Origin of the sequence: Pseudomonas sp. XWY-1, from assembly GCF_002953115.1 — a bacterium.
In the GTDB taxonomy this organism is placed as follows: Bacteria; Pseudomonadota; Gammaproteobacteria; order Pseudomonadales; family Pseudomonadaceae; genus Aquipseudomonas; species Aquipseudomonas alloputida.
Genome location: NZ_CP026332.1, coordinates 5,883,621 through 5,902,716 on the forward strand (window position 1 = coordinate 5,883,621; position 19,096 = coordinate 5,902,716).

At 58.4% G+C, this 19,096-nt stretch carries 20 protein-coding genes; all 20 read right to left on the minus strand.

Features of this window, described 5'->3' with window-relative positions:
- Complete coding sequence (locus PRJ_RS27505) at positions 1-777, minus strand: DeoR/GlpR family DNA-binding transcription regulator (RefSeq protein WP_104962840.1); 777 nt, start codon at positions 775-777, stop codon at positions 1-3.
- Between the two features lie 189 nt (positions 778-966).
- Positions 967-2,334: a bifunctional UDP-N-acetylglucosamine diphosphorylase/glucosamine-1-phosphate N-acetyltransferase GlmU gene (gene glmU, locus PRJ_RS27510; protein ID WP_104962841.1), complete on the minus strand. Its 1,368-nt coding sequence runs from the start codon at positions 2,332-2,334 to the stop codon at positions 967-969.
- 118 nt (positions 2,335-2,452) lie between these two features.
- Positions 2,453-2,872, minus strand: a complete 420-nt coding sequence (locus tag PRJ_RS27515) for a F0F1 ATP synthase subunit epsilon (RefSeq protein ID WP_010955886.1) — start codon at positions 2,870-2,872, stop codon at positions 2,453-2,455.
- Between the two features lie 43 nt (positions 2,873-2,915).
- Complete coding sequence (gene atpD / locus PRJ_RS27520; protein WP_003253197.1) at positions 2,916-4,292, minus strand: F0F1 ATP synthase subunit beta; 1,377 nt, start codon at positions 4,290-4,292, stop codon at positions 2,916-2,918.
- Positions 4,293-4,319: 27 nt separating this feature from the next.
- A complete protein-coding gene (gene atpG, locus PRJ_RS27525) occupies positions 4,320-5,180 on the minus strand; it encodes a F0F1 ATP synthase subunit gamma (RefSeq protein WP_003253195.1) in 861 nt (286 codons plus the stop codon).
- A gap of 48 nt (positions 5,181-5,228) precedes the next feature.
- Entirely contained in the window at positions 5,229-6,773 is a 1,545-nt protein-coding gene (atpA, locus tag PRJ_RS27530; RefSeq protein WP_010955887.1) for a F0F1 ATP synthase subunit alpha, read from the minus strand.
- 21 nt (positions 6,774-6,794) lie between these two features.
- A complete protein-coding gene (locus tag PRJ_RS27535) occupies positions 6,795-7,331 on the minus strand; it encodes a F0F1 ATP synthase subunit delta (protein ID WP_003253191.1) in 537 nt (178 codons plus the stop codon).
- 12 nt (positions 7,332-7,343) lie between these two features.
- Complete coding sequence (locus PRJ_RS27540; protein WP_003253189.1) at positions 7,344-7,814, minus strand: F0F1 ATP synthase subunit B; 471 nt, start codon at positions 7,812-7,814, stop codon at positions 7,344-7,346.
- Between the two features lie 56 nt (positions 7,815-7,870).
- On the minus strand, positions 7,871-8,128 hold the full coding sequence (gene atpE, locus PRJ_RS27545) for a F0F1 ATP synthase subunit C (RefSeq protein WP_003097235.1): 258 nt from the start codon (positions 8,126-8,128) through the stop codon (positions 7,871-7,873).
- Positions 8,129-8,272: 144 nt separating this feature from the next.
- Entirely contained in the window at positions 8,273-9,142 is an 870-nt protein-coding gene (gene atpB / locus PRJ_RS27550; RefSeq protein ID WP_010955889.1) for a F0F1 ATP synthase subunit A, read from the minus strand.
- A 16-nt stretch (positions 9,143-9,158) separates the two neighbouring features.
- Positions 9,159-9,566, minus strand: a complete 408-nt coding sequence (locus tag PRJ_RS27555; protein WP_010955890.1) for a F0F1 ATP synthase subunit I — start codon at positions 9,564-9,566, stop codon at positions 9,159-9,161.
- Positions 9,567-9,715: 149 nt separating this feature from the next.
- A complete protein-coding gene (locus PRJ_RS27560; RefSeq protein WP_104962842.1) occupies positions 9,716-10,588 on the minus strand; it encodes a ParB/RepB/Spo0J family partition protein in 873 nt (290 codons plus the stop codon).
- A 9-nt stretch (positions 10,589-10,597) separates the two neighbouring features.
- Complete coding sequence (locus PRJ_RS27565) at positions 10,598-11,389, minus strand: ParA family protein (RefSeq protein ID WP_003253182.1); 792 nt, start codon at positions 11,387-11,389, stop codon at positions 10,598-10,600.
- 18 nt (positions 11,390-11,407) lie between these two features.
- Positions 11,408-12,058, minus strand: a complete 651-nt coding sequence (gene rsmG / locus PRJ_RS27570; RefSeq protein ID WP_020192710.1) for a 16S rRNA (guanine(527)-N(7))-methyltransferase RsmG — start codon at positions 12,056-12,058, stop codon at positions 11,408-11,410.
- Positions 12,055-13,947 carry a tRNA uridine-5-carboxymethylaminomethyl(34) synthesis enzyme MnmG gene (gene mnmG, locus PRJ_RS27575; protein WP_064491478.1) on the minus strand — a complete coding sequence of 631 codons (1,893 nt, stop codon included), beginning with the start codon at positions 13,945-13,947 and terminating at the stop codon, positions 12,055-12,057. The genes rsmG and mnmG overlap by 4 nt, the downstream gene beginning before the upstream one ends.
- A gap of 632 nt (positions 13,948-14,579) precedes the next feature.
- Positions 14,580-15,950 (minus strand): tRNA uridine-5-carboxymethylaminomethyl(34) synthesis GTPase MnmE, encoded by a 1,371-nt coding sequence (mnmE, locus tag PRJ_RS27580; protein ID WP_104962843.1) that lies wholly within the window; start codon positions 15,948-15,950, stop codon positions 14,580-14,582.
- Positions 15,951-16,038: 88 nt separating this feature from the next.
- The gene (gene yidC, locus PRJ_RS27585; protein ID WP_010951425.1) at positions 16,039-17,721 is read right to left on the minus strand and encodes a membrane protein insertase YidC; all 1,683 of its coding nucleotides are present in this window, start codon (positions 17,719-17,721) and stop codon (positions 16,039-16,041) included.
- Positions 17,722-17,723: 2 nt separating this feature from the next.
- Positions 17,724-17,969 carry a membrane protein insertion efficiency factor YidD gene (gene yidD, locus PRJ_RS27590; RefSeq protein ID WP_003253169.1) on the minus strand — a complete coding sequence of 82 codons (246 nt, stop codon included), beginning with the start codon at positions 17,967-17,969 and terminating at the stop codon, positions 17,724-17,726.
- Positions 17,962-18,366, minus strand: a complete 405-nt coding sequence (gene rnpA, locus PRJ_RS27595; RefSeq protein ID WP_003253166.1) for a ribonuclease P protein component — start codon at positions 18,364-18,366, stop codon at positions 17,962-17,964. The genes yidD and rnpA overlap by 8 nt, the downstream gene beginning before the upstream one ends.
- 13 nt (positions 18,367-18,379) lie before the next feature.
- Complete coding sequence (rpmH, locus tag PRJ_RS27600) at positions 18,380-18,514, minus strand: 50S ribosomal protein L34 (protein WP_003253163.1); 135 nt, start codon at positions 18,512-18,514, stop codon at positions 18,380-18,382.
- Positions 18,515-19,096: the final 582 nt, after the last annotated feature.

Genomic DNA, 19,096 nt, shown 5'->3' on the forward strand with positions numbered 1-19,096 from the left:
TTATTGCTCCTGGCTGATCGCGGCGCAGATCAGGTTGATGCCGCGGGCTTGAATTTGTTCGCGCGCTGCTGCTGGCAGGCGTTCATCTGTAATAAGGGTGTGCACACTGCCCCAGGGCAGCTCGAGGTTAGGGATCTTGCGCCCAACCTTGTCCGACTCGACCATCACGATCACTTCACGGGCAAATTCGGCCATTACCCGGCTCAGCCCAAGCAGCTCGTTGAAGGTGGTGGTACCCCGGCCGAGGTCGATGCCGTCGGCACCGATGAATAATTGGTCGAAATCGTAGGAGCGCAGTACCTGCTCCGCGACCTGGCCTTGGAACGATTCGGAATGCGGGTCCCAGGTGCCACCGGTCATCAGCAGCACCGGCTCGTGTTCGAGGTCACAGATTGCACGGGCCACATTCAGCGAATTGGTCATCACCACCAGGCCTGGCTGGCGCCCCAGTTCGGGGATCATTGCCGCCGTGGTGCTGCCGCTGTCGATGATAATGCGTGCATGTTCGCGGATACGCCCCACGGCGGCACGCGCAATGGCCTTTTTATAGGAAGAGACGGGTTGTGCCGGTTCACCGAGCAACTCTTGCGGTACCGGCACAGCACCACCGTAGCGGCGTAACAACAAGCCGTTGGTTTCCAAGGCGGCGAGGTCTTTGCGAATGGTCACTTCCGAGGTGGCGAAACGCTTGGCCAACGCGTCCACACTTACCTCACCCTGCTCGCTGAGCAAAGCCAGAATATTGTGTCGCCGTTGTGGTGTGTTTCGTTTCGACATGTGCGTTTAAGTTTCGATTCGAAAGTTAATGGTTGCAATCAAAACCTAAGACGCGCGATTCGTCAAGCTGTCGCTGACCTGTGGATTGTTTGCTTCTGCTTTGAGGCGGTCCTATAGGCGCAGCCGCGCCAATAAAAAAGCCGACTTATTCACATAAGTCGGCTTTCGATCGAAACGGCTGTGAATAACTCAGCTCTTCTTGATCTTCTCCGGGCGCTTCCAGCCCGAAATGTTGCGCTGGCGCGCACGGGCTACAGCCAGGTCACCCGCTTCTACAGCCTGGGTGATGGTCGAGCCGGCTGCGGTGGTCGCGCCGGCCTTGATTTCCACAGGCGCCACTAGCGAGTTGTTCGAACCGATGAACACGTCTTCACCCATCACGGTCTTGAACTTGTTGGCGCCATCGTAGTTGCAGGTGATGGTGCCGGCGCCGATATTGGTGCGCGCACCGATTTCGGCATCCCCCAGGTAGGTCAGGTGACCAGCCTTGGCCCCTTCACCCAGGTGGGCGTTTTTCAGTTCAACGAAGTTACCCACATGGGCCTTGGCGTCCAGTACGCTCCCCGGGCGCAGGCGGGCGAACGGGCCAGCATCGCTGCCCTCTCCCATCACGGCGCCTTCGAGGTGGCTGTTGGCCTTGACCACCGCGCCTTTGCGCAGGGTCGTGTTCTTGATCACGCAGTTAGGGCCGATCTGCACATCGTCTTCGATGACCACCTTGCCTTCGAGAATCACGTTGATGTCGATCAGCACGTCACGACCAACGCTTACTTCACCACGAACATCGAAGCGTGCCGGATCACGCAGGGTAACCCCCTGAGCCATCAGACGGCGGCCTTCCCGCAACTGGTAGTGACGCTCCAGCTCGGAGAGCTGGCGGCGGTCGTTGGCGCCCTGCACTTCCATAGCGTCGTGTGGCTGCTCAGTGGCCACCACCAAGCCATCGGCCACTGCCATGGCGATTACGTCAGTCAGGTAATACTCGCCCTGGGCGTTGTTGTTCGACAGGCGGCCCATCCAGTCGGCGAGGCGCCCGGCCGGCAAGGCCAGAATGCCGGTGTTGCCTTCCTTGATCGCTTTCTGCGCGTCGTTGGCGTCCTTGTGCTCAACGATGGCAGTTACCTTGCCCTGCTCGTCACGCACAATCCGGCCATAGCCGGTCGGATCGTCGAGGGTGACTGTCAGAAGCCCCAGCTGCTGATCGTTGGCTTTGGCCAACAGACGCTGCAGGGTCTCCACTTCGATCAACGGCACGTCGCCGTACAACACCAGCACGGTGTCAGCGGTCAGCGCTGGCAGTGCCTGGGCAACAGCATGACCGGTACCCAGCTGTTTGTCCTGCATGACGAAATTCAGGTCGTCAGCAGCCAGCCGCTCGCGAACCAGCTCGGCACCATGGCCAATGACCACGTGAATACCTTGCGGCTGAAGTTGGCGCGCGCTGTGGATAACATGGCCGAGCATGGAATTGCCAGCCACCGGGTGCAACACTTTGGGCAGCGCCGAGCGCATGCGGGTGCCTTGGCCGGCGGCGAGAATAACGATATCGAGTGACATTACTGGCTACCAATCCTGGGCGGTCAGTGAAAGACCGGGGGAGAAAACAGAAAAAGAAAAAGGGTAGCCGAGGCTACCCTTTTACTCAATCGCAACAGAAGTTATCAGCCGTGGCCGATTACTTGCCTTTGCGCATTTGCTGGACGGTACGCAGCTGGGCTGCGGCCTCGGCCAGACGTGCGGCGGCGGCGCCGTAGTCGAAGTCCGCGCCTTTCAGATTCAGGGCGTTCTCGGCAGCCTTGAGGGCCTCCTGAGCCTGAGCTTCATCCAGGTCTGCAGCACGTTGCACGGTATCGGCAAGCACCTTGACCATGTTCGGCTGAACCTCGAGGAAACCACCAGAGATGTAGAACACCTCGTGTGCGCCACCCTGCTTGGTCAGCGTGATCGGACCAGGCTTGAGATTGGTGATCAGCGGCGCATGGCCTGGAGCGATACCAAGATCACCCAGGTTACCGTGCGCAACCACCATCTCGACCAGGCCGGAGAAGATCTCTCCTTCCGCGCTGACGATATCGCAATGGACTGTCATAGCCATCTGCTTGCCTCAACCTGATAGCGCCCCTTGCGGGGCGCAGGAATTACAGTTTCTTGGCTTTCTCGATCGCTTCGTCGATGCTGCCGACCATGTAGAACGCTTGTTCTGGCAGGTGGTCGTAGTCACCTTTGAGGATGCCGCTGAAGCCAGCGATGGTGTCTTTCAGGGAAACGTACTTGCCTGGCGAACCGGTGAAGACTTCTGCCACGAAGAACGGCTGCGACAGGAAGCGCTGGATCTTACGAGCGCGGGCTACCAGTTGCTTGTCGGCTTCGGACAGTTCGTCCATACCCAGGATCGCAATGATGTCCTTCAGCTCTTTGTAGCGCTGCAGAACATACTGAACGCCACGAGCGGTCTCGTAGTGCTCGTTGCCGATCACGTTCGGGTCCAGCTGGCGCGAAGTCGAGTCCAGTGGGTCGACCGCTGGGTAGATACCCAGGGAGGCGATGTCACGGGACAGAACGACGGTGGCGTCCAAGTGGGCGAAGGTGGTCGCTGGCGACGGGTCGGTCAAGTCGTCCGCAGGTACGTATACGGCCTGTACGGAGGTGATCGAACCTTCCTTGGTGGAGGTGATGCGCTCTTGCAGAACGCCCATCTCTTCAGCCAGGGTCGGCTGGTAACCTACTGCAGAAGGCATACGGCCCAGCAGTGCGGATACTTCGGTACCGGCCAGGGTGTAACGATAGATGTTGTCGACGAACAGCAGAACGTCGTTACCTTCGTCACGGAACTTCTCGGCCATGGTCAGGCCGGTCAGCGCTACACGCAGGCGGTTTCCTGGTGGCTCGTTCATCTGACCGTAGACCAGCGCTACCTTGTCGAGAACGTTGGAGTCCTTCATCTCGTGGTAGAAGTCGTTACCCTCACGAGTACGCTCACCCACACCAGCGAACACGGAGTAACCGCTGTGTTCCATGGCGATGTTACGGATCAGTTCCATCATGTTTACGGTCTTGCCGACACCGGCACCACCGAACAGACCAACTTTACCACCCTTGGCGAACGGGCAAACCAGGTCGATAACCTTGATGCCGGTTTCCAGCAGGTCGTTGCCGCCTGCCTGGTCAGCGAACGAAGGCGCTGGCTGGTGGATACCGCGACGCTCTTCTTCGCCGATCGGGCCGGCTTCGTCGATCGGGTTGCCCAGTACGTCCATGATACGGCCCAGGGTGGCCTTACCAACTGGAACGGAAATGGCAGCGCCGGTGTCAACGACATCCAGACCGCGCTTCAGGCCTTCGGTCGAGCCCATCGCAATGGTACGAACCACGCCGTCGCCCAGCTGCTGCTGAACTTCCAGGGTGGTTTCCGCGCCTTGTACTTTAAGCGCGTTGTATACACTCGGCACGACGTCACGTGGGAATTCCACGTCGATGACGGCGCCGATGATTTGAACGATACGTCCGCTACTCATAGCTGGATCCTCTGAATATGTGAACCGTTAAACCGCGGCAGCGCCGCCGACGATTTCCGAGATCTCCTGGGTGATCGCAGCCTGACGCGCCTTGTTGTAGATCAACTGAAGCTCTTTGATCAAATCACCGGCGTTGTCTGTGGCGTTCTTCATGGCGATCATCCGGGCCGCTTGTTCAGCAGCGTTGTTCTCGACCACCGCCTGGTAAACCTGCGACTCCACGTAGCGCACCATCAAGCCGTCCAGCAGCTCTTTTGCGTCGGGTTCGTACAGGTAGTCCCAGTGATGCTTGAGATCCTGATCCGGGGTTGCCACCAACGGTACCAATTGCTCGACCGTCGGCTTCTGGGTCATGGTATTGATGAACTTGTTCGAAACCACCGAGAGGCGATCGATACGGCCGTCCAGGTAGGCGTCCAGCATCACTTTGACGGAGCCGATCAGATCGTTGATCGATGGCTCTTCGCCCAAGTGGCTGATCGCTGCTACGACGTTGCCGCCAAAGATGCGGAAGAAAGTCGCACCCTTGCTGCCGATCACGCACAGGTCGATTTCCACGCCCTGTTCGCGGTTTGCGCTCATGTCCTTGACCAGGGCCTTGAACAGGTTGGTGTTCAAGCCACCGCACAGACCACGGTCACTGCTCACCACGATATAACCAGCGCGCTTTACAGGGCGCTCGATCATGAACGGGTGGCGGTATTCCGGGTTGGCGTTGGCCAGATGACCGATCACCTGGCGGATACGTTCCGCGTAAGGACGGCTAGCAGCCATGCGCATTTGTGCCTTGCGCATCTTGCTGACCGCCACTTTCTCCATGGCGCTGGTAATTTTTTGCGTGCTTTTGATGCTCGCAATCTTACTGCGAATCTCTTTTGCGCCTGCCATGTATCACCTATCAGGTTAGCAAGCGGGGGCCTGAGCCCCCGCTGCGGCTTACCAGGTCTGGGTGGCCTTGAACTTCTCGATACCGGCTTTCAGGCCTGCGTCGATTTCGTCGTTGAAGTCACCCTTCACGTTGATCTTCGCCATCAGTTCAGCGTGATCACGGTTGAAGAAGGCGATCAGAGCTTGCTCGAAGCTGCCGATCTTGGAGACTTCTACGTCGATCAGGAAGCCACGCTCAGCGGCGTACAGCGACAGAGCCATGTCCGCGATGGACATCGGCGCGTACTGCTTCTGCTTCATCAGCTCGGTAACGCGCTGACCATGCTCCAGCTGCTTGCGGGTCGCTTCGTCCAGATCGGACGCGAACTGGGCGAATGCAGCCAGTTCACGGTACTGAGCCAGAGCGGTACGAATACCACCGGACAGCTTCTTGATGATCTTGGTCTGAGCGGCACCACCTACGCGGGATACCGAAACACCGGCGTTAACTGCAGGGCGGATGCCCGAGTTGAACATGGCCGATTCCAGGAAGATCTGACCGTCGGTGATGGAAATCACGTTGGTCGGAACGAACGCAGAAACGTCGCCAGCCTGGGTTTCGATGATCGGCAGAGCGGTCAGGGAACCGGTTTTGCCAGTAACAGCACCGTTGGTGAACTTCTCGACGTACTCTTCCGAAACGCGCGATGCACGCTCCAGCAGACGGGAGTGGAGATAGAACACGTCGCCTGGGTATGCTTCGCGTCCTGGTGGACGGCGCAGCAGCAGGGAGATCTGACGGTAGGCAACGGCCTGCTTGGACAGGTCATCGTAAACGATCAGTGCGTCTTCACCGCGGTCGCGGAAGAACTCGCCCATGGTGCAACCGGCGTATGGCGCCAGGAATTGCAGTGCGGCGGATTCCGAAGCACTGGCAACAACCACGATGGTGTTGGCCAGGGCGCCGGTTTCTTCCAGCTTGCGAACGATGTTGGCAACGGTGGAACGCTTCTGGCCGACTGCAACATAAACACAGAAAATACCGGAGTCTTTCTGGTTGATGATGGCGTCGATGGCCATGGCGGTCTTGCCGATCTGACGGTCGCCAATGATCAGCTCACGCTGGCCACGGCCGACAGGGATCATGGCGTCGACGGATTTGTAACCAGTCTGTACAGGCTGGTCTACCGACTTACGCCAGATCACGCCTGGAGCCACTTTCTCGACTGCGTCGGTCTGGGTGTTGCCCAGAGGACCTTTGCCGTCGATCGGGTTACCCAGTGCGTCAACGACGCGACCCAGCAGTTCCTTACCAACCGGAACTTCCAGGATGCGGCCGGTGCACTTGGCGCTCATGCCTTCGGCGAGGGTGTCATAGGCACCCAGGATCACTGCACCTACGGAGTCTTGCTCCAGGTTCAGGGCCATGCCGTAGACGCTGCCAGGGAACTCGATCATTTCGCCGTACATGACGTCGGCCAGACCGTGGATCCGCACGATACCGTCGGATACCGAAACGACGGTACCTTCGTTACGGGCTTGGGAGCTCACATCGAGGTTATCGATGCGGCCCTTGATGATTTCACTAATTTCGGAAGGATTGAGTTGCTGCATTGCTCTGCTGCCCCTTCAAACTCAAGATTTCAATGCTTCGGCCAGTTTCGCGATTTTGCCGCGAACAGAGCCATCGATTACCAGGTCACCGGCGCGGATGACGACGCCGCCAATCAGGCTGGCATCCTCCGACGCGTGCAGGCGCACTTCCTGGCCTAACCGTGCACTGAGAACCTTGGCGAGTTTGTCTTGCTGTTCTTGGTTCAACGCGAAGGCACTGGTGACTTCCACGTCCACGGATTTCTCTTGCTCGGCCTTGTACAGGTCGAACAGGGCGGCAATCTCCGGCAGAAGCAGGAGACGGTCGTTTTCCGCGGCAACATGAATGAAATTCTGTGCCTGTGCATTGAACTTGTCACCGCACACGTCAATGAACGTGGCGGCCTTTTCTGCGCTCGTCAGTCGCGGGGCCTTGAGCAGGCGCTGCATGGTGTCGTCTTGCGACACCGCAGCAGCCAGGCCGAGCATGGCTGACCAATTGGCCAGTTGCTGATGGGCCTGGGCATGCTCAAAGGCAGCCTTAGCGTAAGGTCGGGCCAACGTGGTCAGTTCTGCCATGATCGCCCTCGCTTAAATTTCAGCGGCCAGTTTGTTAACCAGCTCCGCATGCGCGTTTTGATCGATTGTGGCGCCAAGGATCTTTTCAGCACCACCAACGGCCAGAGCACCCACTTGGGCACGCAGAGCGTCTTTAGCGCTGTTCAGTTCCTGTTCGATCTCGGCCAGAGCCTGAGCCTTCACACGGTCAGCTTCGACGCGGGCCTGTTCACGGGCTTCCTCGACAAGCTGAGCAGCGCGTTTCTTGCTTTGCTCGATGATTTCGGCTGCTTGTGCTTTAGCTTCACGCAGTTGCTGACCCGCTTTCTCTTGGGCCAGCTCCAGGTCGCGAGCTGCGCGGTTGGCAGCGTCCAAGCCGTCGGCAATCTTCTTTTGGCGCTCTTGCAGAGCAGTGATGACCGGAGGCCATACATACTTCATGCAGAAGAGTACAAAAATCAGGAAAGCAACGGATTGGCCAATCAGGGTTGCATTAATGTTCACGCCAACACCTCGCTCGGTCTTAATTCATACAGCCATCAACTCGTGGTGACGAGTGATTAGCCGGCGATCTGACCAACGAACGGATTCGCGAAGGTGAAGAACAGAGCGATACCAACACCGATCATGGTTACGGCGTCGAGCAGACCGGCAACGATGAACATTTTGACCTGCAGCATCGGAACCATTTCTGGCTGACGAGCAGCGCCTTCCAGGAATTTGCCACCCAGCAGGCCGAAACCAATGGCGGTACCCAGAGCACCCAGGCCGATCAGCAGAGCAACAGCGATAGCGGTCAGACCAACTACAGTTTCCATCTTTCCTCCCGACTTTTACGTCGTATTGGTTAGGTTTTTAGTTTGAAGCGGTAAAACAAATCGTTTGGTACAGCATGCCCTTGCGGACTTTTTAAGCCCTCCCCCCGTACAGGCAGGGAAGGCTATCAGACACGCCAGGCGGTCTTAATGGTTATCTTCGTGAGCCATCGACAGGTAGACGATGGTCAGCATCATGAAGATGAAAGCTTGCAGGGTGATGATCAGGATGTGGAACACAGCCCACGCCCATTGCAGCACCACACCCAGGCCGCTGAGCCACAGCAGGCCGGAGCCGAACATTACAGCGATCAGGATGAACACCAGCTCGCCAGCATACATGTTGCCGAACAGACGCAGTGCCAGCGAGATCGGCTTGGCGATCAGGGTGACGAATTCCAGCAGGAAGTTGACCGGAATCAGCAGGATCTGCACAAAGATATTCTTGCTGCCAAACGGGTGCAGGGTCAGCTCACCGATGAAGCCGCCCAGTCCCTTGACCTTGATGCTGTAGAAGATGATCAGGGCGAAGACGCAGAAGGCCATGGCCAGGGTCGCGTTCGGGTCGGTGGTCGACACGGCGCGGAACGGAATGTGCGGGTCACCGGAAATCAGGATGGCCAGCTGAGGAATCCAGTCGACCGGTATCAGGTCGACGGCGTTCATCAGGAATACCCAGACGAAAATGGTCAGCGCCAGTGGTGCGATTACCGGGCTACGGCCGTGGAAGGAGTCCTTCACGCTGCCGTTGACGAAGTCGACCATCACCTCAACGAAGTTCTGCAGACCGCCAGGTTGGCCGGAAGTCGCCTTCTTGGCCGCCATGCGGAAGATCAACAGGAAGATCAGACCCAGCGCGACGGACCAACCCAGGGTGTCCAGGTGGAACGCCCAGAAGCCCATTGCCTTGGCTTCTGCAGCCGAATGGGCGAAGCCCCAGCTGCCGTCTGGTAGTTGACCGTAGGTCAGGTTCTGCAAGTGGTGCTGGATATAGCCCGAAGCGGTTTCTGCTGCCATGGTTGCCTCAAACGCCCTAAGGTCTCGAAAGTCTTTTATTCATCAGCAGGGGCGCGAACCAGCTGACCAAAAGGGTCAACACGAAGACGCCGAATACTGCTAGCGGCGCCAGTGGCTTCACTCCTGCAAAGGTCAGTGCAAAAAGCACTGCCGTCAAAATCATCTTGCCTGCCTCGCCAGCGTAAAACGACTTGACGATAGCTTGTGCCGCCCGAGCCCCGCTGAAGCGAAAAGCCTTCCAGGCGAAATACACATTGGGCAGCCAGGCAATCAAACCTCCGCAAAGGCCTGAATATCCACTGACCGACCCTTTCCACTGCCACAACACCAAGGTTGCCAGCAGCAGTACGACAAATTGAGCCAGCAGTACCGGAAAAACCGCCCAGCGATGGAAAGGCAGGCGGTTTGGCGTGCGTATTTCCATCACAACTGCTCCTCGGAAGTCGACCAACAAGTCAGCTATGACTTGGCATAATTTGTGCCGACAAAATGCGCGCAGAGTATAGGGGTGGATTAACCCCTATTCAACTCTTCGGTAGTGATTTCCGACTTCGCGCTACAACAGGAATTGTTTCAGCGGATGTGAGCGAGCACGCCTTGCAACTCATCAAGCGAGTTGTAGCGAATAACCAACTGGCCTTTGCCCTTGTTGCCATGACGGATCTGCACGGCCGAGCCCAGGCGCTCTGCGAGCCGCTGTTCAAGGCGTGCGATATCCGGATCAGGTTTGCTCGGTTCGACCGGATCAGGCTTGTCGCTGAGCCACTGACGGACCAGTGCCTCGGTTTGGCGCACGGTGAGGCCACGTGCGACAACATGACGCGCCCCCTCCTCCTGACGATTTTCTTCCAGGCCCAGCAATGCACGGGCGTGCCCCATCTCCAGGTCACCGTGGGCGAGCATGGTCTTGATCGCATCGGGCAAGGTGATGAGGCGCAGCAGGTTGGCCACGGTCACCCGCGACTTGCCCACAGCGTCAGCCACCTGCTGCTGGGTGAGCTCGAATTCCTGTTGCAGGCGCTGCAGGGCCATGGCCTCTTCCAGCGGGTTGAGGTCTTCGCGCTGGATGTTCTCGATCAATGCCATGGCGATGGCGGCTTCGTCGGGCACTTCGCGGACCATGGCCGGGATCGTGTCCAGGCCGGCCTGCTGGGTGGCGCGCCAACGGCGCTCACCGGCGATGATCTCGTATCGGTTGTCGCCAATCGGGCGTACCACGATCGGTTGCATCACACCATGGTTGCGAATCGAGTGCGCAAGCTCTTCCAGCGCCTCCGGGTCCATGTCCCGGCGAGGCTGGTACTTGCCGCGCTGGACCAGCTCGACCGGCAGGTGTTGCAGTTCTTTCTGGTCGATCTTTACAGCCTGCTCTTCGAGCGCGCTGACGGAAGGACCACTGAGCAGTGCATCCAACCCACGTCCGAGACCCCGTTTCTTGACGGCCATACGGATTCCTTAAGTTGTTTGTGCAGTGCGTGATGGACGGCGTTGACGGCGTACCAGTTCCCCAGCCAGGGCCAGGTACGCCAGTGCGCCCCGCGATTGCTTGTCGTAAGCAAGGGCTGGCATGCCGAAGCTGGGGGCCTCGGCCAAGCGAATGTTGCGCGGAATGACCGTGTCGTACAGCTGAGGGCCAAAGTGCTCCTTCAACTGCGCCGAAACATCGTTGTTCAGGCTCAGGCGCGGATCGTACATGGTCCGCAACAGGCCCTCGATCTTCAACTCCGGGTTCAACCGCGCGGCGATGCGCTTGATGTTATCCACAAGGTCGCTGAGACCTTCCAGTGCGTAATACTCGCACTGCATGGGGATAATCACGCCATCGGAAGCGACCAGAGCATTCAGCGTGAGCATCGACAGCGACGGCGGGCAGTCGATGAGGATGTAGTCGTAGTTATCGCGAATGGGTGCCAGGGCGTTGCGCAGACGGCTCTCCTTGACCTGCATTTCCAGCAGCACCACCTCAGCGGCGGTCAGATCACGGTTGGCCGGCAGCAACTGGAAGCCTCCGTGCTCGGAGTAGTGCATAGCCTGGGCCAAGTCGCACTCCCCGATCAGCAGGTCGTAGACCGAATGCTCGAGCTCGTGCTTGTCCACACCGCTGCCCATGGTGGCGTTGCCCTGCGGATCGAGGTCGATCAGCAGGACACGACGCTTGGTCGCAGCCAGCGAGGCGGCGAGATTGATACAGGTGGTTGTCTTGCCCACACCACCTTTCTGGTTCGCGATTGCGAATACCTTAGCCATTGTTGCGAGTGTTCCCAGTCATGCCTTGCGGCGCAGTATCAGCAGATGGCGCTGGCCCTGGCAACCCGGAACGGTCAGGGCCTGTTCGCTTTCCACTGTGAAGTCTGCGGGCAATGCTACCAGTTCATCGGCAGGATGCAGCCCCTTCATTGCAAGCCATTGCGTCCCGGTGTCGCCCAAGTGGCGGGTCCAGTTGGTGAAGTTCTCCATGCTGCTGAAAGCGCGGGAGATGATTCCGTCGAACGGTTGTGCCGGCTGGAAGGCCTCGACCCGGCTGTGGATAACCGTGAGGTTGTCCAGCCTGAGTTCCATTTTCACCTGTGTCAGGAAACGGGTTTTCTTGCCATTGGCGTCCAGCACGGTGACGCGCTTGTGTGGATGCAGGATAGCCAACGGGATGCCGGGCATGCCACCGCCGCTGCCGACATCCAGCCAGTTATCACGGTCGTTGTGGATAAAAGACATGACGCTAAGGCTGTCGAGCAGGTGACGCGAAACCATCTCGTCCGGGTCGCGCACAGCAGTCAGGTTGTAGGCTTTGTTCCATTTGATCAACAGAGCCAGGTAGCCAAGCAGCTTCTCGTGCTGCTCGGCAGTCAGCTCGACACCAAGCTGGCGCGCACCTGTGGACAACTCTTCAGCGTGTTGAGGGGTGACCAGGGAACTCAAGCGCTTTGCTCCAATTCGCGGCCAGCGCCGCGTTTTTTCAAGTGAATCAGCAACAGGGAAATCGCCGCCGGGGTCACGCCCGGGATACGCGAAGCCTGGCCCAGCGTCTGCGGACGGGTCTGGCTCAGCTTGCCCTGTATCTCCTTGGACAGGCCGGAAATCGTCGTGTAGTCGATATCCACAGGCAGGCGTGTGTCTTCGCTGGCGCGCAGTCGGGCAATTTCATCCTGCTGGCGGTCGATGTAGCCGGCGTACTTGGTGCGGATCTCGACCTGCTCGGCAACCTGTGGATCGATTACGTCACCGCCAGTCGCTTCGATCAGGCCGGCGTAGTCGATTTCGGGGCGCGCCAGCAGGTTGAGCAGGCTGTACTCGTGGCTCAGCGGAGTGCCGAACTTATCCACAATGGCCTGGCCTTGCTCGGTATTCGGCCGAACCCAGGTCGATTTCAGGCGCTGTTCCTCACGCTCGATACCGTCGCGCTTGGCGCAGAACGCGGCCCAGCGCTGGTCATCGATCAGGCCCAGTTCACGGCCCTTTTCGGTCAGGCGCAGGTCGGCGTTGTCTTCGCGCAGTATCAGCCGGTACTCGGCACGCGAGGTAAACATGCGGTACGGCTCCTGGGTACCCAAGGTAATCAGGTCGTCCACCAGTACGCCGATGTATGCCTCGTCGCGGCGCGGGCACCAGCTGTCACGGCCCTGCGCCCGCAGTGCGGCGTTAGTCCCGGCCAGCAGGCCCTGGGCGCCGGCTTCTTCGTACCCGGTGGTGCCGTTGATCTGCCCGGCGAAGAACAGGCCGCCGATGACTTTCGTCTCGAGGCTGTACTTGAGGTCGCGGGGATCGAAGTAGTCGTACTCGATGGCATAGCCCGGGCGCACGATGTGGGCGTTTTCCATGCCACGGATGGAACGCACGAGCTCCAACTGCACGTCGAACGGCAACGAAGTGGAAATACCGTTGGGATACAACTCATGGGTGTTCAAGCCTTCCGGCTCGATGAACACCTGGTGGCTTTCCTTGTCGGCAAAGCGGTGGATCTTGTCTTCGATCGACGGACAGTAGCGCGGACCGACACCTTCGATCACGCCCGAGTACATCGGTGAACGGTCGAGGTTCGAGGCAATGATCTCGTGGGTGCGCGCATTGGTGTGGGTTATCCAGCAGCTCACCTGACGCGGGTGCATTTCGGCATTGCCCATGAACGACATCACCGGGATCGGCGTATCCCCTGGCTGTTCGGTCATTACCGAGAAGTCCACCGAGCGGCCGTCAATGCGTGGCGGGGTACCGGTTTTCAGGCGGCCGACGCGCAGCGGCAGTTCACGCATGCGGTGGGCCAGGGCAATCGAAGGTGGATCACCGGCGCGACCACCGGAATGGTTTTGCAGACCAATGTGGATAAGGCCGCCGAGGAAGGTACCGGTAGTCAGCACCACAGATTCGGCAAAGAAACGCAGGCCCATCTGGGTCACCACGCCTTTGACCTGGTCCTGCTCGACGATCAGGTCGTCGCAGGACTGCTGGAATATCCACAGGTTTGGCTGGTTTTCCAGGATTTCACGTACCACTGCCTTGTAGATGGCGCGGTCGGCTTGTGCACGGGTGGCACGTACGGCCGGGCCCTTGCGGTTGTTCAGAACGCGGAACTGGATGCCGCTCTTGTCGGTGGCCAGCGCCATGGCGCCGCCGAGCGCATCGATCTCTTTGACCAGATGGCTTTTGCCAATACCGCCGATGGCGGGGTTGCAGCTCATGTGACCGAGGGTTTCCACGTTATGGGTCAGCAGCAGGGTTTTCACACCCATGCGTGCAGACGCAAGCGCAGCCTCGGTACCGGCATGGCCGCCGCCGATGACGATCACGTCAAAACGGGAAGGGAAATCCACCACGCACCTCGTGCCTGTTTTTGCGAATAGAGAAGGTAAGCGGACAAGTATAGGGACTTCACCCCCAGTAAAGAAACCGTCTGAGCAAATTTTGACCAGTCTGTGGATGAGTGGCAAACAACAGAAATCAGAGAGAAGAAATTTAAAAAGCTTTGTTTTTATGTTTATTCTTATGCACAGCGACTTCTGTGGATAAAGTCCTGCATCCCAATAATGGCGCTATGTAGAGAGAAATTAAACCCTGTGTCTGGAGTGCCATGAGGGCTCTGGATAACGTCATTTAGCCTGTGGATTAAATGGCTGTTTACCCACAGGCGGGTTTTTCCTCAGAAAAAAGCCCGCTTATCAACTGAGCTGAAGGCGACTTTTCCACAGGGCTCCTGAGCACAGTTTTTAGGCCGAGCATGGAAAATTCATCGCGCTAGCAACCAGGCATGGTCGGTTTGGAGCGGTCAAGCTCGCGAAAGGGTCGGTACATCCGCCGACATTCCGTGCTTGTAAGGGCTTCTTCGCGAGTCCACCCGCTCCCACAGGTGCTTGGGTCAGCGGCCTGCATTCATCTTCTGCAACGAATTTCAGGCAAAAAAAAGCCGCTCCCTAAGGAGCGGCGCTTGGCCTTGCGTGGCTGTGGATTACTTGCCGATGCAGAAGCTGGAGAAAATCCGCCCAAGCAGGTCATCCGAGCTGAATGCTCCTGTGATCTCCCCCAGCGCATGCTGTGCCTGCCGTAAGTCCTCAGCCAGAAGCTCTCCCGCGCCCGCCAAGGTCAATTGAGCACGGCCGTGCTCCAGGTGCTCGCTGGCCTGGCGCAAGGCATCCAGATGGCGCCGGCGGGCGCTGAAGCCACTCTCTGCAGTCTGCTCATAACCCATACAGCCTTTCAGATGGTCGCGGAGCAGTTGCAGCCCTGTGTCGTCGCCCTTGGCGCTCAGGGTAATGGTCACATGGCCGTCAGCGCACTGTTCCAGCGCTACCCGCTCACCACTCAGGTCGGCCTTGTTGCGAATCAGCGTGACCTTGGCCGGGTCCGGCCGCTGAGCCAGAAACTCAGGCCACAAAGCGAACGGGTCGCTGGCCTCGGGCGCAGTGGAGTCGACTACCAGCAGAACGCGGTCTGCCTCGCCAATGGCCTTCAGGGCGCGTTCCACACCGATCTTTTCCACATGGTCATCGGTATCGCGCAAGCCAGCAGTATCGACAACGTGCAGCGGCATGCCGTCGATGTGGATATGTTCGCGCAGGATATCCCGCGTGGTGCCGGCGATGTCAGTGACGATGGCAGCTTCCCGCCCGGCCAGCTGGTTCAGCAAGCTCGATTTACCGGCATTCGGCCGGCCGGCAATGACTACCGTCATGCCGTCACGCAGCAAGGCGCCCTGCCCGGCCTCGCGCTGCACAGTGGATAACTCGCTGCGCACGGCATCAAGCATCGACAGCACGTGGCCATCGGCGAGGAAGTCGATCTCTTCTTCAGGAAAATCGATTGCCGCCTCGACGTAAATACGCAAGGCAATCAACGCCTCGGTGAGGCTGTGCACACGCCTGGAGAATTCCCCTTGCAGCGAGCGCAGGGCGTTGCGCGCTGCCTGGCTGGAACTGGCTTCGATCAGGTCGGCGATGGCTTCAGCCTGCGCCAGGTCGAGCTTGTCGTTGAGGAAGGCGCGCTCGCTGAACTCGCCCGGGCGGGCCAGACGACAGCCGACTTGTACACAGCGCTGCAGCAGCATGTCCAAGACCACAGGGCCACCGTGTCCCTGCAGTTCCAGCACGTCTTCGCCAGTGAACGAATTAGGCCCTGGGAAGAACAGAGCAATCCCTTCGTCCAGCACCAGCCCTTCATCGTCGCGGAACGGACCGTAATGGGCATGCCGCGGGGTCAGGGTGCGGCCGGTGATCAACAGGCCGGCCTTGGCAGCCAGAGGGCCGGACAACCTGACAATTCCCACACCGCCCCGGCCCTGGGCCGTGGCGATGGCGGCGATGGTTTCACGCACAGTGTTCATGCTCGAAAGCCTCTACGACAAAAACGACAGATAGCAAAAACGCCCCACTAGGGGGCGTTTTTTATTCACAGGCTAGCGTATTAGCCCGTCAAGCAGCAGCTTTTTTGGTAGCTGCTTCGATACGGCGAGTGATGTACCACTGCTGCGAAATCGACAGGCAGTTGTTCACAACCCAGTACAGCACCAGACCGGCAGGGAACCACAGGAAGAAGAAGGTGAAGATGATTGGCATCATTTTCATCACCTTGGCCTGCATCGGATCCGGCGGAGTCGGGTTCAGGCGCTGCTGGATGAACATGGTGGCGCCCATGATGATCGGCAGGATGAAGAACGGATCCTTGATCGACAGGTCGGTAATCCACAGGATCCATGGGGCCTGGCGCATTTCCACGCTTTCCAGCAATACCCAGTACAGGGCCAGGAATACCGGCATCTGCACCAGGATCGGCAGGCAGCCACCCAGTGGGTTGATCTTCTCTTTCTTGTAAAGCTCCATCATCGCCTGGGACATCTTCTGGCGATCGTCACCGAAGCGTTCCTTGAGTGCGGCGAGCTTAGGTGCAACGGCACGCATACGCGCCATGGAGCGGTAGCTGGCAGCCGACAGCGGGAAGAACAGGCCTTTGATCAACATGGTCAGCACGATGATCGACCAGCCCCAGTTACCCAGCAGGCTGTGGATATGTTGCAGCAGCCAGAAGATCGGCTGGGCGATGAACCACAGGAAGCCGTAGTCGACGGTCAATTCCAGGCCTGGGGACAACTCTTTCAGCTTGGACTGGATCTTCGGGCCGGCGTACAGCAGGGCACTGGTTTCGACCTTGCCGCCAGCCGGTACGCTGATAACCGGGCCGGTGTAGCCGATGATGTAGTTGCCCTGACTATCCTTGCGGGTCTGGACAACGTTGTTGTCCGACTTGGCCGGAATCCAGGCGGTCACGAAGTAGTGCTGCAGCCAGGCAACCCAGCCGCCGGACACATTTTCTTTCAAACTACCTTTGTCGATGTCCTTCATCGAGACCTTTTTGTAAGGCTCAGAAGCTGTCCACAGGGCAGCACCCAGGTAGGTAGCGGTGCCGGTGGCAGTACTGGAGGACGGATCGCCGCTGGCATCACGCTTGAGCTGGGCAAACATGTTGCCGTTCCAGGCCTGGCCGCTCTGGTTGTCGATCAGGTAGCTGACATTCAGGTCGTACTCACCGCGCTTGAAGCTGAAACGCTTGATGTAGTTGACACCGTTGTCACTGAACTTCAGGTCTACCACCAGTTGTTCCTGGCCATCGGCCAGCTGGTAGCTCTTCTGTTCGGCGGCATACAGGGGACGGCCGCTGGCGCGGGCATCCGGGCCGTCGGTACCGGTCAGACCGCTTTGTGCCAGGTAAACACGCTCACCACCGTTGTCGAACAGCTGGAATGGAATGTTCGGGTGGTCTTGACGGCGTGGGTACTTCGGCAGGTTCAGCTGGACGATGTCACCACCGACCGGATCGATAGCCAGTTCCAGAACGTCGGTCTTGACTCGGATCAGGTCCTTGCTGAGTGCGACCGGTGCCAGTTCGGCAGGGCTCGATTCGGCGTTGGCGCTCGGTACATCGGCGCTGGCACCGTTGTTACCGGCCGGCACGCCATCGGGCAAGCCCGGAGCAACAGTGCTGGCAGCAGTATTCTGAGTCGGCAGGGCAGCCTGGCCGTAGTCATCGTTCCACTTCAGGACCATGACGTAGGACACGACTGCCAGCGCGGCGATCAGGATCGTGCGTTTAATATCCATGATTACTCGGCTATCGAAGAAGTTCGGGAGGAAGGAGCGGGTGGAACGGGGTCGAAACCGCCGTCATTCCACGGATGACAACGCCCCAGGCGACGAACGGCCAGCCACCCACCACGCCAGATGCCATGGTTTTCGATGGCTTCATACGCGTAACAGGAGCAACTGGGGAAAAACCGACAGTGATTGGCCATCAGAGGACTAATGGCATAACGGTAAAACTGGATCGGAACGAGTGCCAGTTTACGCATCTTGGCTGTCTACCCCTGCGGAATTGGCGGTGACTGCTGGTGTCGGCCGGCTGCGCGCCAGGCGTTTCCAGAGCTTGCCAAAGTGTTGGTGCAATTCCGGGTTTTCTATCTCACCCAATCCCTTGCGCGCGACGATCACGATGTCCAGACCGGCAAGCAATTGCTGGTTCAGACGAAAGGAATCGCGCATCAAGCGCTTGAGGCGGTTGCGTTGAACGGCGAGCTTGACACTCTTCTTGCCGATTACCAAGCCAAGGCGTGGGTGATCGAGACCGTTCTCGCGAGCAAGGATCAGCAGGTTTTTCCCTGGAACCTTGCCGGTTGGGGAGTCGAAGACCGCTTTGAAATGCCGGGGTGTAAGCAGTCGCTTTTCCCGACTGAAGTCCTGACTCACCACCTGTGCCGAAAAATCAAATGGCCAGACGCTTACGGCCTTTGGCACGACGACGCGACAGAACAGCACGGCCGTTCTTGGTAGCCATACGGGCACGGAAACCGTGGGTGCGGGCGCGCTTGATGGTGCTTGGTTGGAAAGTACGTTTCATGGCGTGTTACCTGGTTTGTCGACGACGGGCCGGGATGGCCCCCTTTTTAAGAGACCGGCGATTCTAGAGAAAGCAAGCCCATAGGTCAATTTCCAACCAGTCTTTCCATATAGAGCATGTGATGGACGGTGCCTGTTGATCAGTGCCCAAGGGGTGCTTGATCGGACACACGGATCAGGGACAACATGAAAAAAAAGAAGAGACATATAAAAAGCTTTTTTGAAGAACTTATAACTCTTAAGTGGATAACCTTCTGTGGATAACCTGCGCTGGCCCATGAATTACGGGGTGTACAGAGTTTTACAACTTTGTTCTGATCCCGTGCTGCGCTTGTTCCCATCGTGAGCGAAAGCTGTGGATGAAAACACCTGTTATCCACAGAGGAGTTATCAACAGGCTAAGGGGTGGGGTTGTGCATAGCCCTCATGGTCGTTTATCCACAGGGCTTATTCACAGAGGCGAAAAGCCGTTTTGGTCGATAAATGGCTGTTTTGTCGTGGTTCCTAACGTGTCCACATGTGGATAACTGAACGCTCGACCGGTACAATGGCGGTTTGTTTTTGCCTCATCCGGCTTTCAAAC

Bases quoted from the DNA above. Each gene is read 5' to 3' on its own strand.
- atpB (WP_010955889.1), bottom strand. From the start codon at position 9,142: ATGGCAGCAGAAACCGCTTCGGGCTATATCCAGCACCACTTGCAGAAC.
- PRJ_RS27560 (WP_104962842.1), bottom strand. From the start codon at position 10,588: ATGGCCGTCAAGAAACGGGGTCTCGGACGTGGGTTGGATGCACTGCTC.
- atpG (WP_003253195.1), bottom strand. From the start codon at position 5,180: ATGGCAGGCGCAAAAGAGATTCGCAGTAAGATTGCGAGCATCAAAAGC.
- PRJ_RS27555 (WP_010955890.1), bottom strand. From the start codon at position 9,566: ATGGAAATACGCACGCCAAACCGCCTGCCTTTCCATCGCTGGGCGGTT.
- yidC (WP_010951425.1), bottom strand. From the start codon at position 17,721: ATGGATATTAAACGCACGATCCTGATCGCCGCGCTGGCAGTCGTGTCC.
- atpE (WP_003097235.1), bottom strand. From the start codon at position 8,128: ATGGAAACTGTAGTTGGTCTGACCGCTATCGCTGTTGCTCTGCTGATC.
- yidD (WP_003253169.1), bottom strand. From the start codon at position 17,969: ATGCGTAAACTGGCACTCGTTCCGATCCAGTTTTACCGTTATGCCATT.
- rpmH (WP_003253163.1), bottom strand. From the start codon at position 18,514: ATGAAACGTACTTTCCAACCAAGCACCATCAAGCGCGCCCGCACCCAC.
- PRJ_RS27515 (WP_010955886.1), bottom strand. From the start codon at position 2,872: ATGGCTATGACAGTCCATTGCGATATCGTCAGCGCGGAAGGAGAGATC.
- PRJ_RS27535 (WP_003253191.1), bottom strand. From the start codon at position 7,331: ATGGCAGAACTGACCACGTTGGCCCGACCTTACGCTAAGGCTGCCTTT.
- atpD (WP_003253197.1), bottom strand. From the start codon at position 4,292: ATGAGTAGCGGACGTATCGTTCAAATCATCGGCGCCGTCATCGACGTG.
- glmU (WP_104962841.1), bottom strand. From the start codon at position 2,334: ATGTCACTCGATATCGTTATTCTCGCCGCCGGCCAAGGCACCCGCATG.
- PRJ_RS27505 (WP_104962840.1), bottom strand. From the start codon at position 777: ATGTCGAAACGAAACACACCACAACGGCGACACAATATTCTGGCTTTG.
- mnmE (WP_104962843.1), bottom strand. From the start codon at position 15,950: ATGAACACTGTGCGTGAAACCATCGCCGCCATCGCCACGGCCCAGGGC.
- atpA (WP_010955887.1), bottom strand. From the start codon at position 6,773: ATGCAGCAACTCAATCCTTCCGAAATTAGTGAAATCATCAAGGGCCGC.
- PRJ_RS27565 (WP_003253182.1), bottom strand. From the start codon at position 11,389: ATGGCTAAGGTATTCGCAATCGCGAACCAGAAAGGTGGTGTGGGCAAG.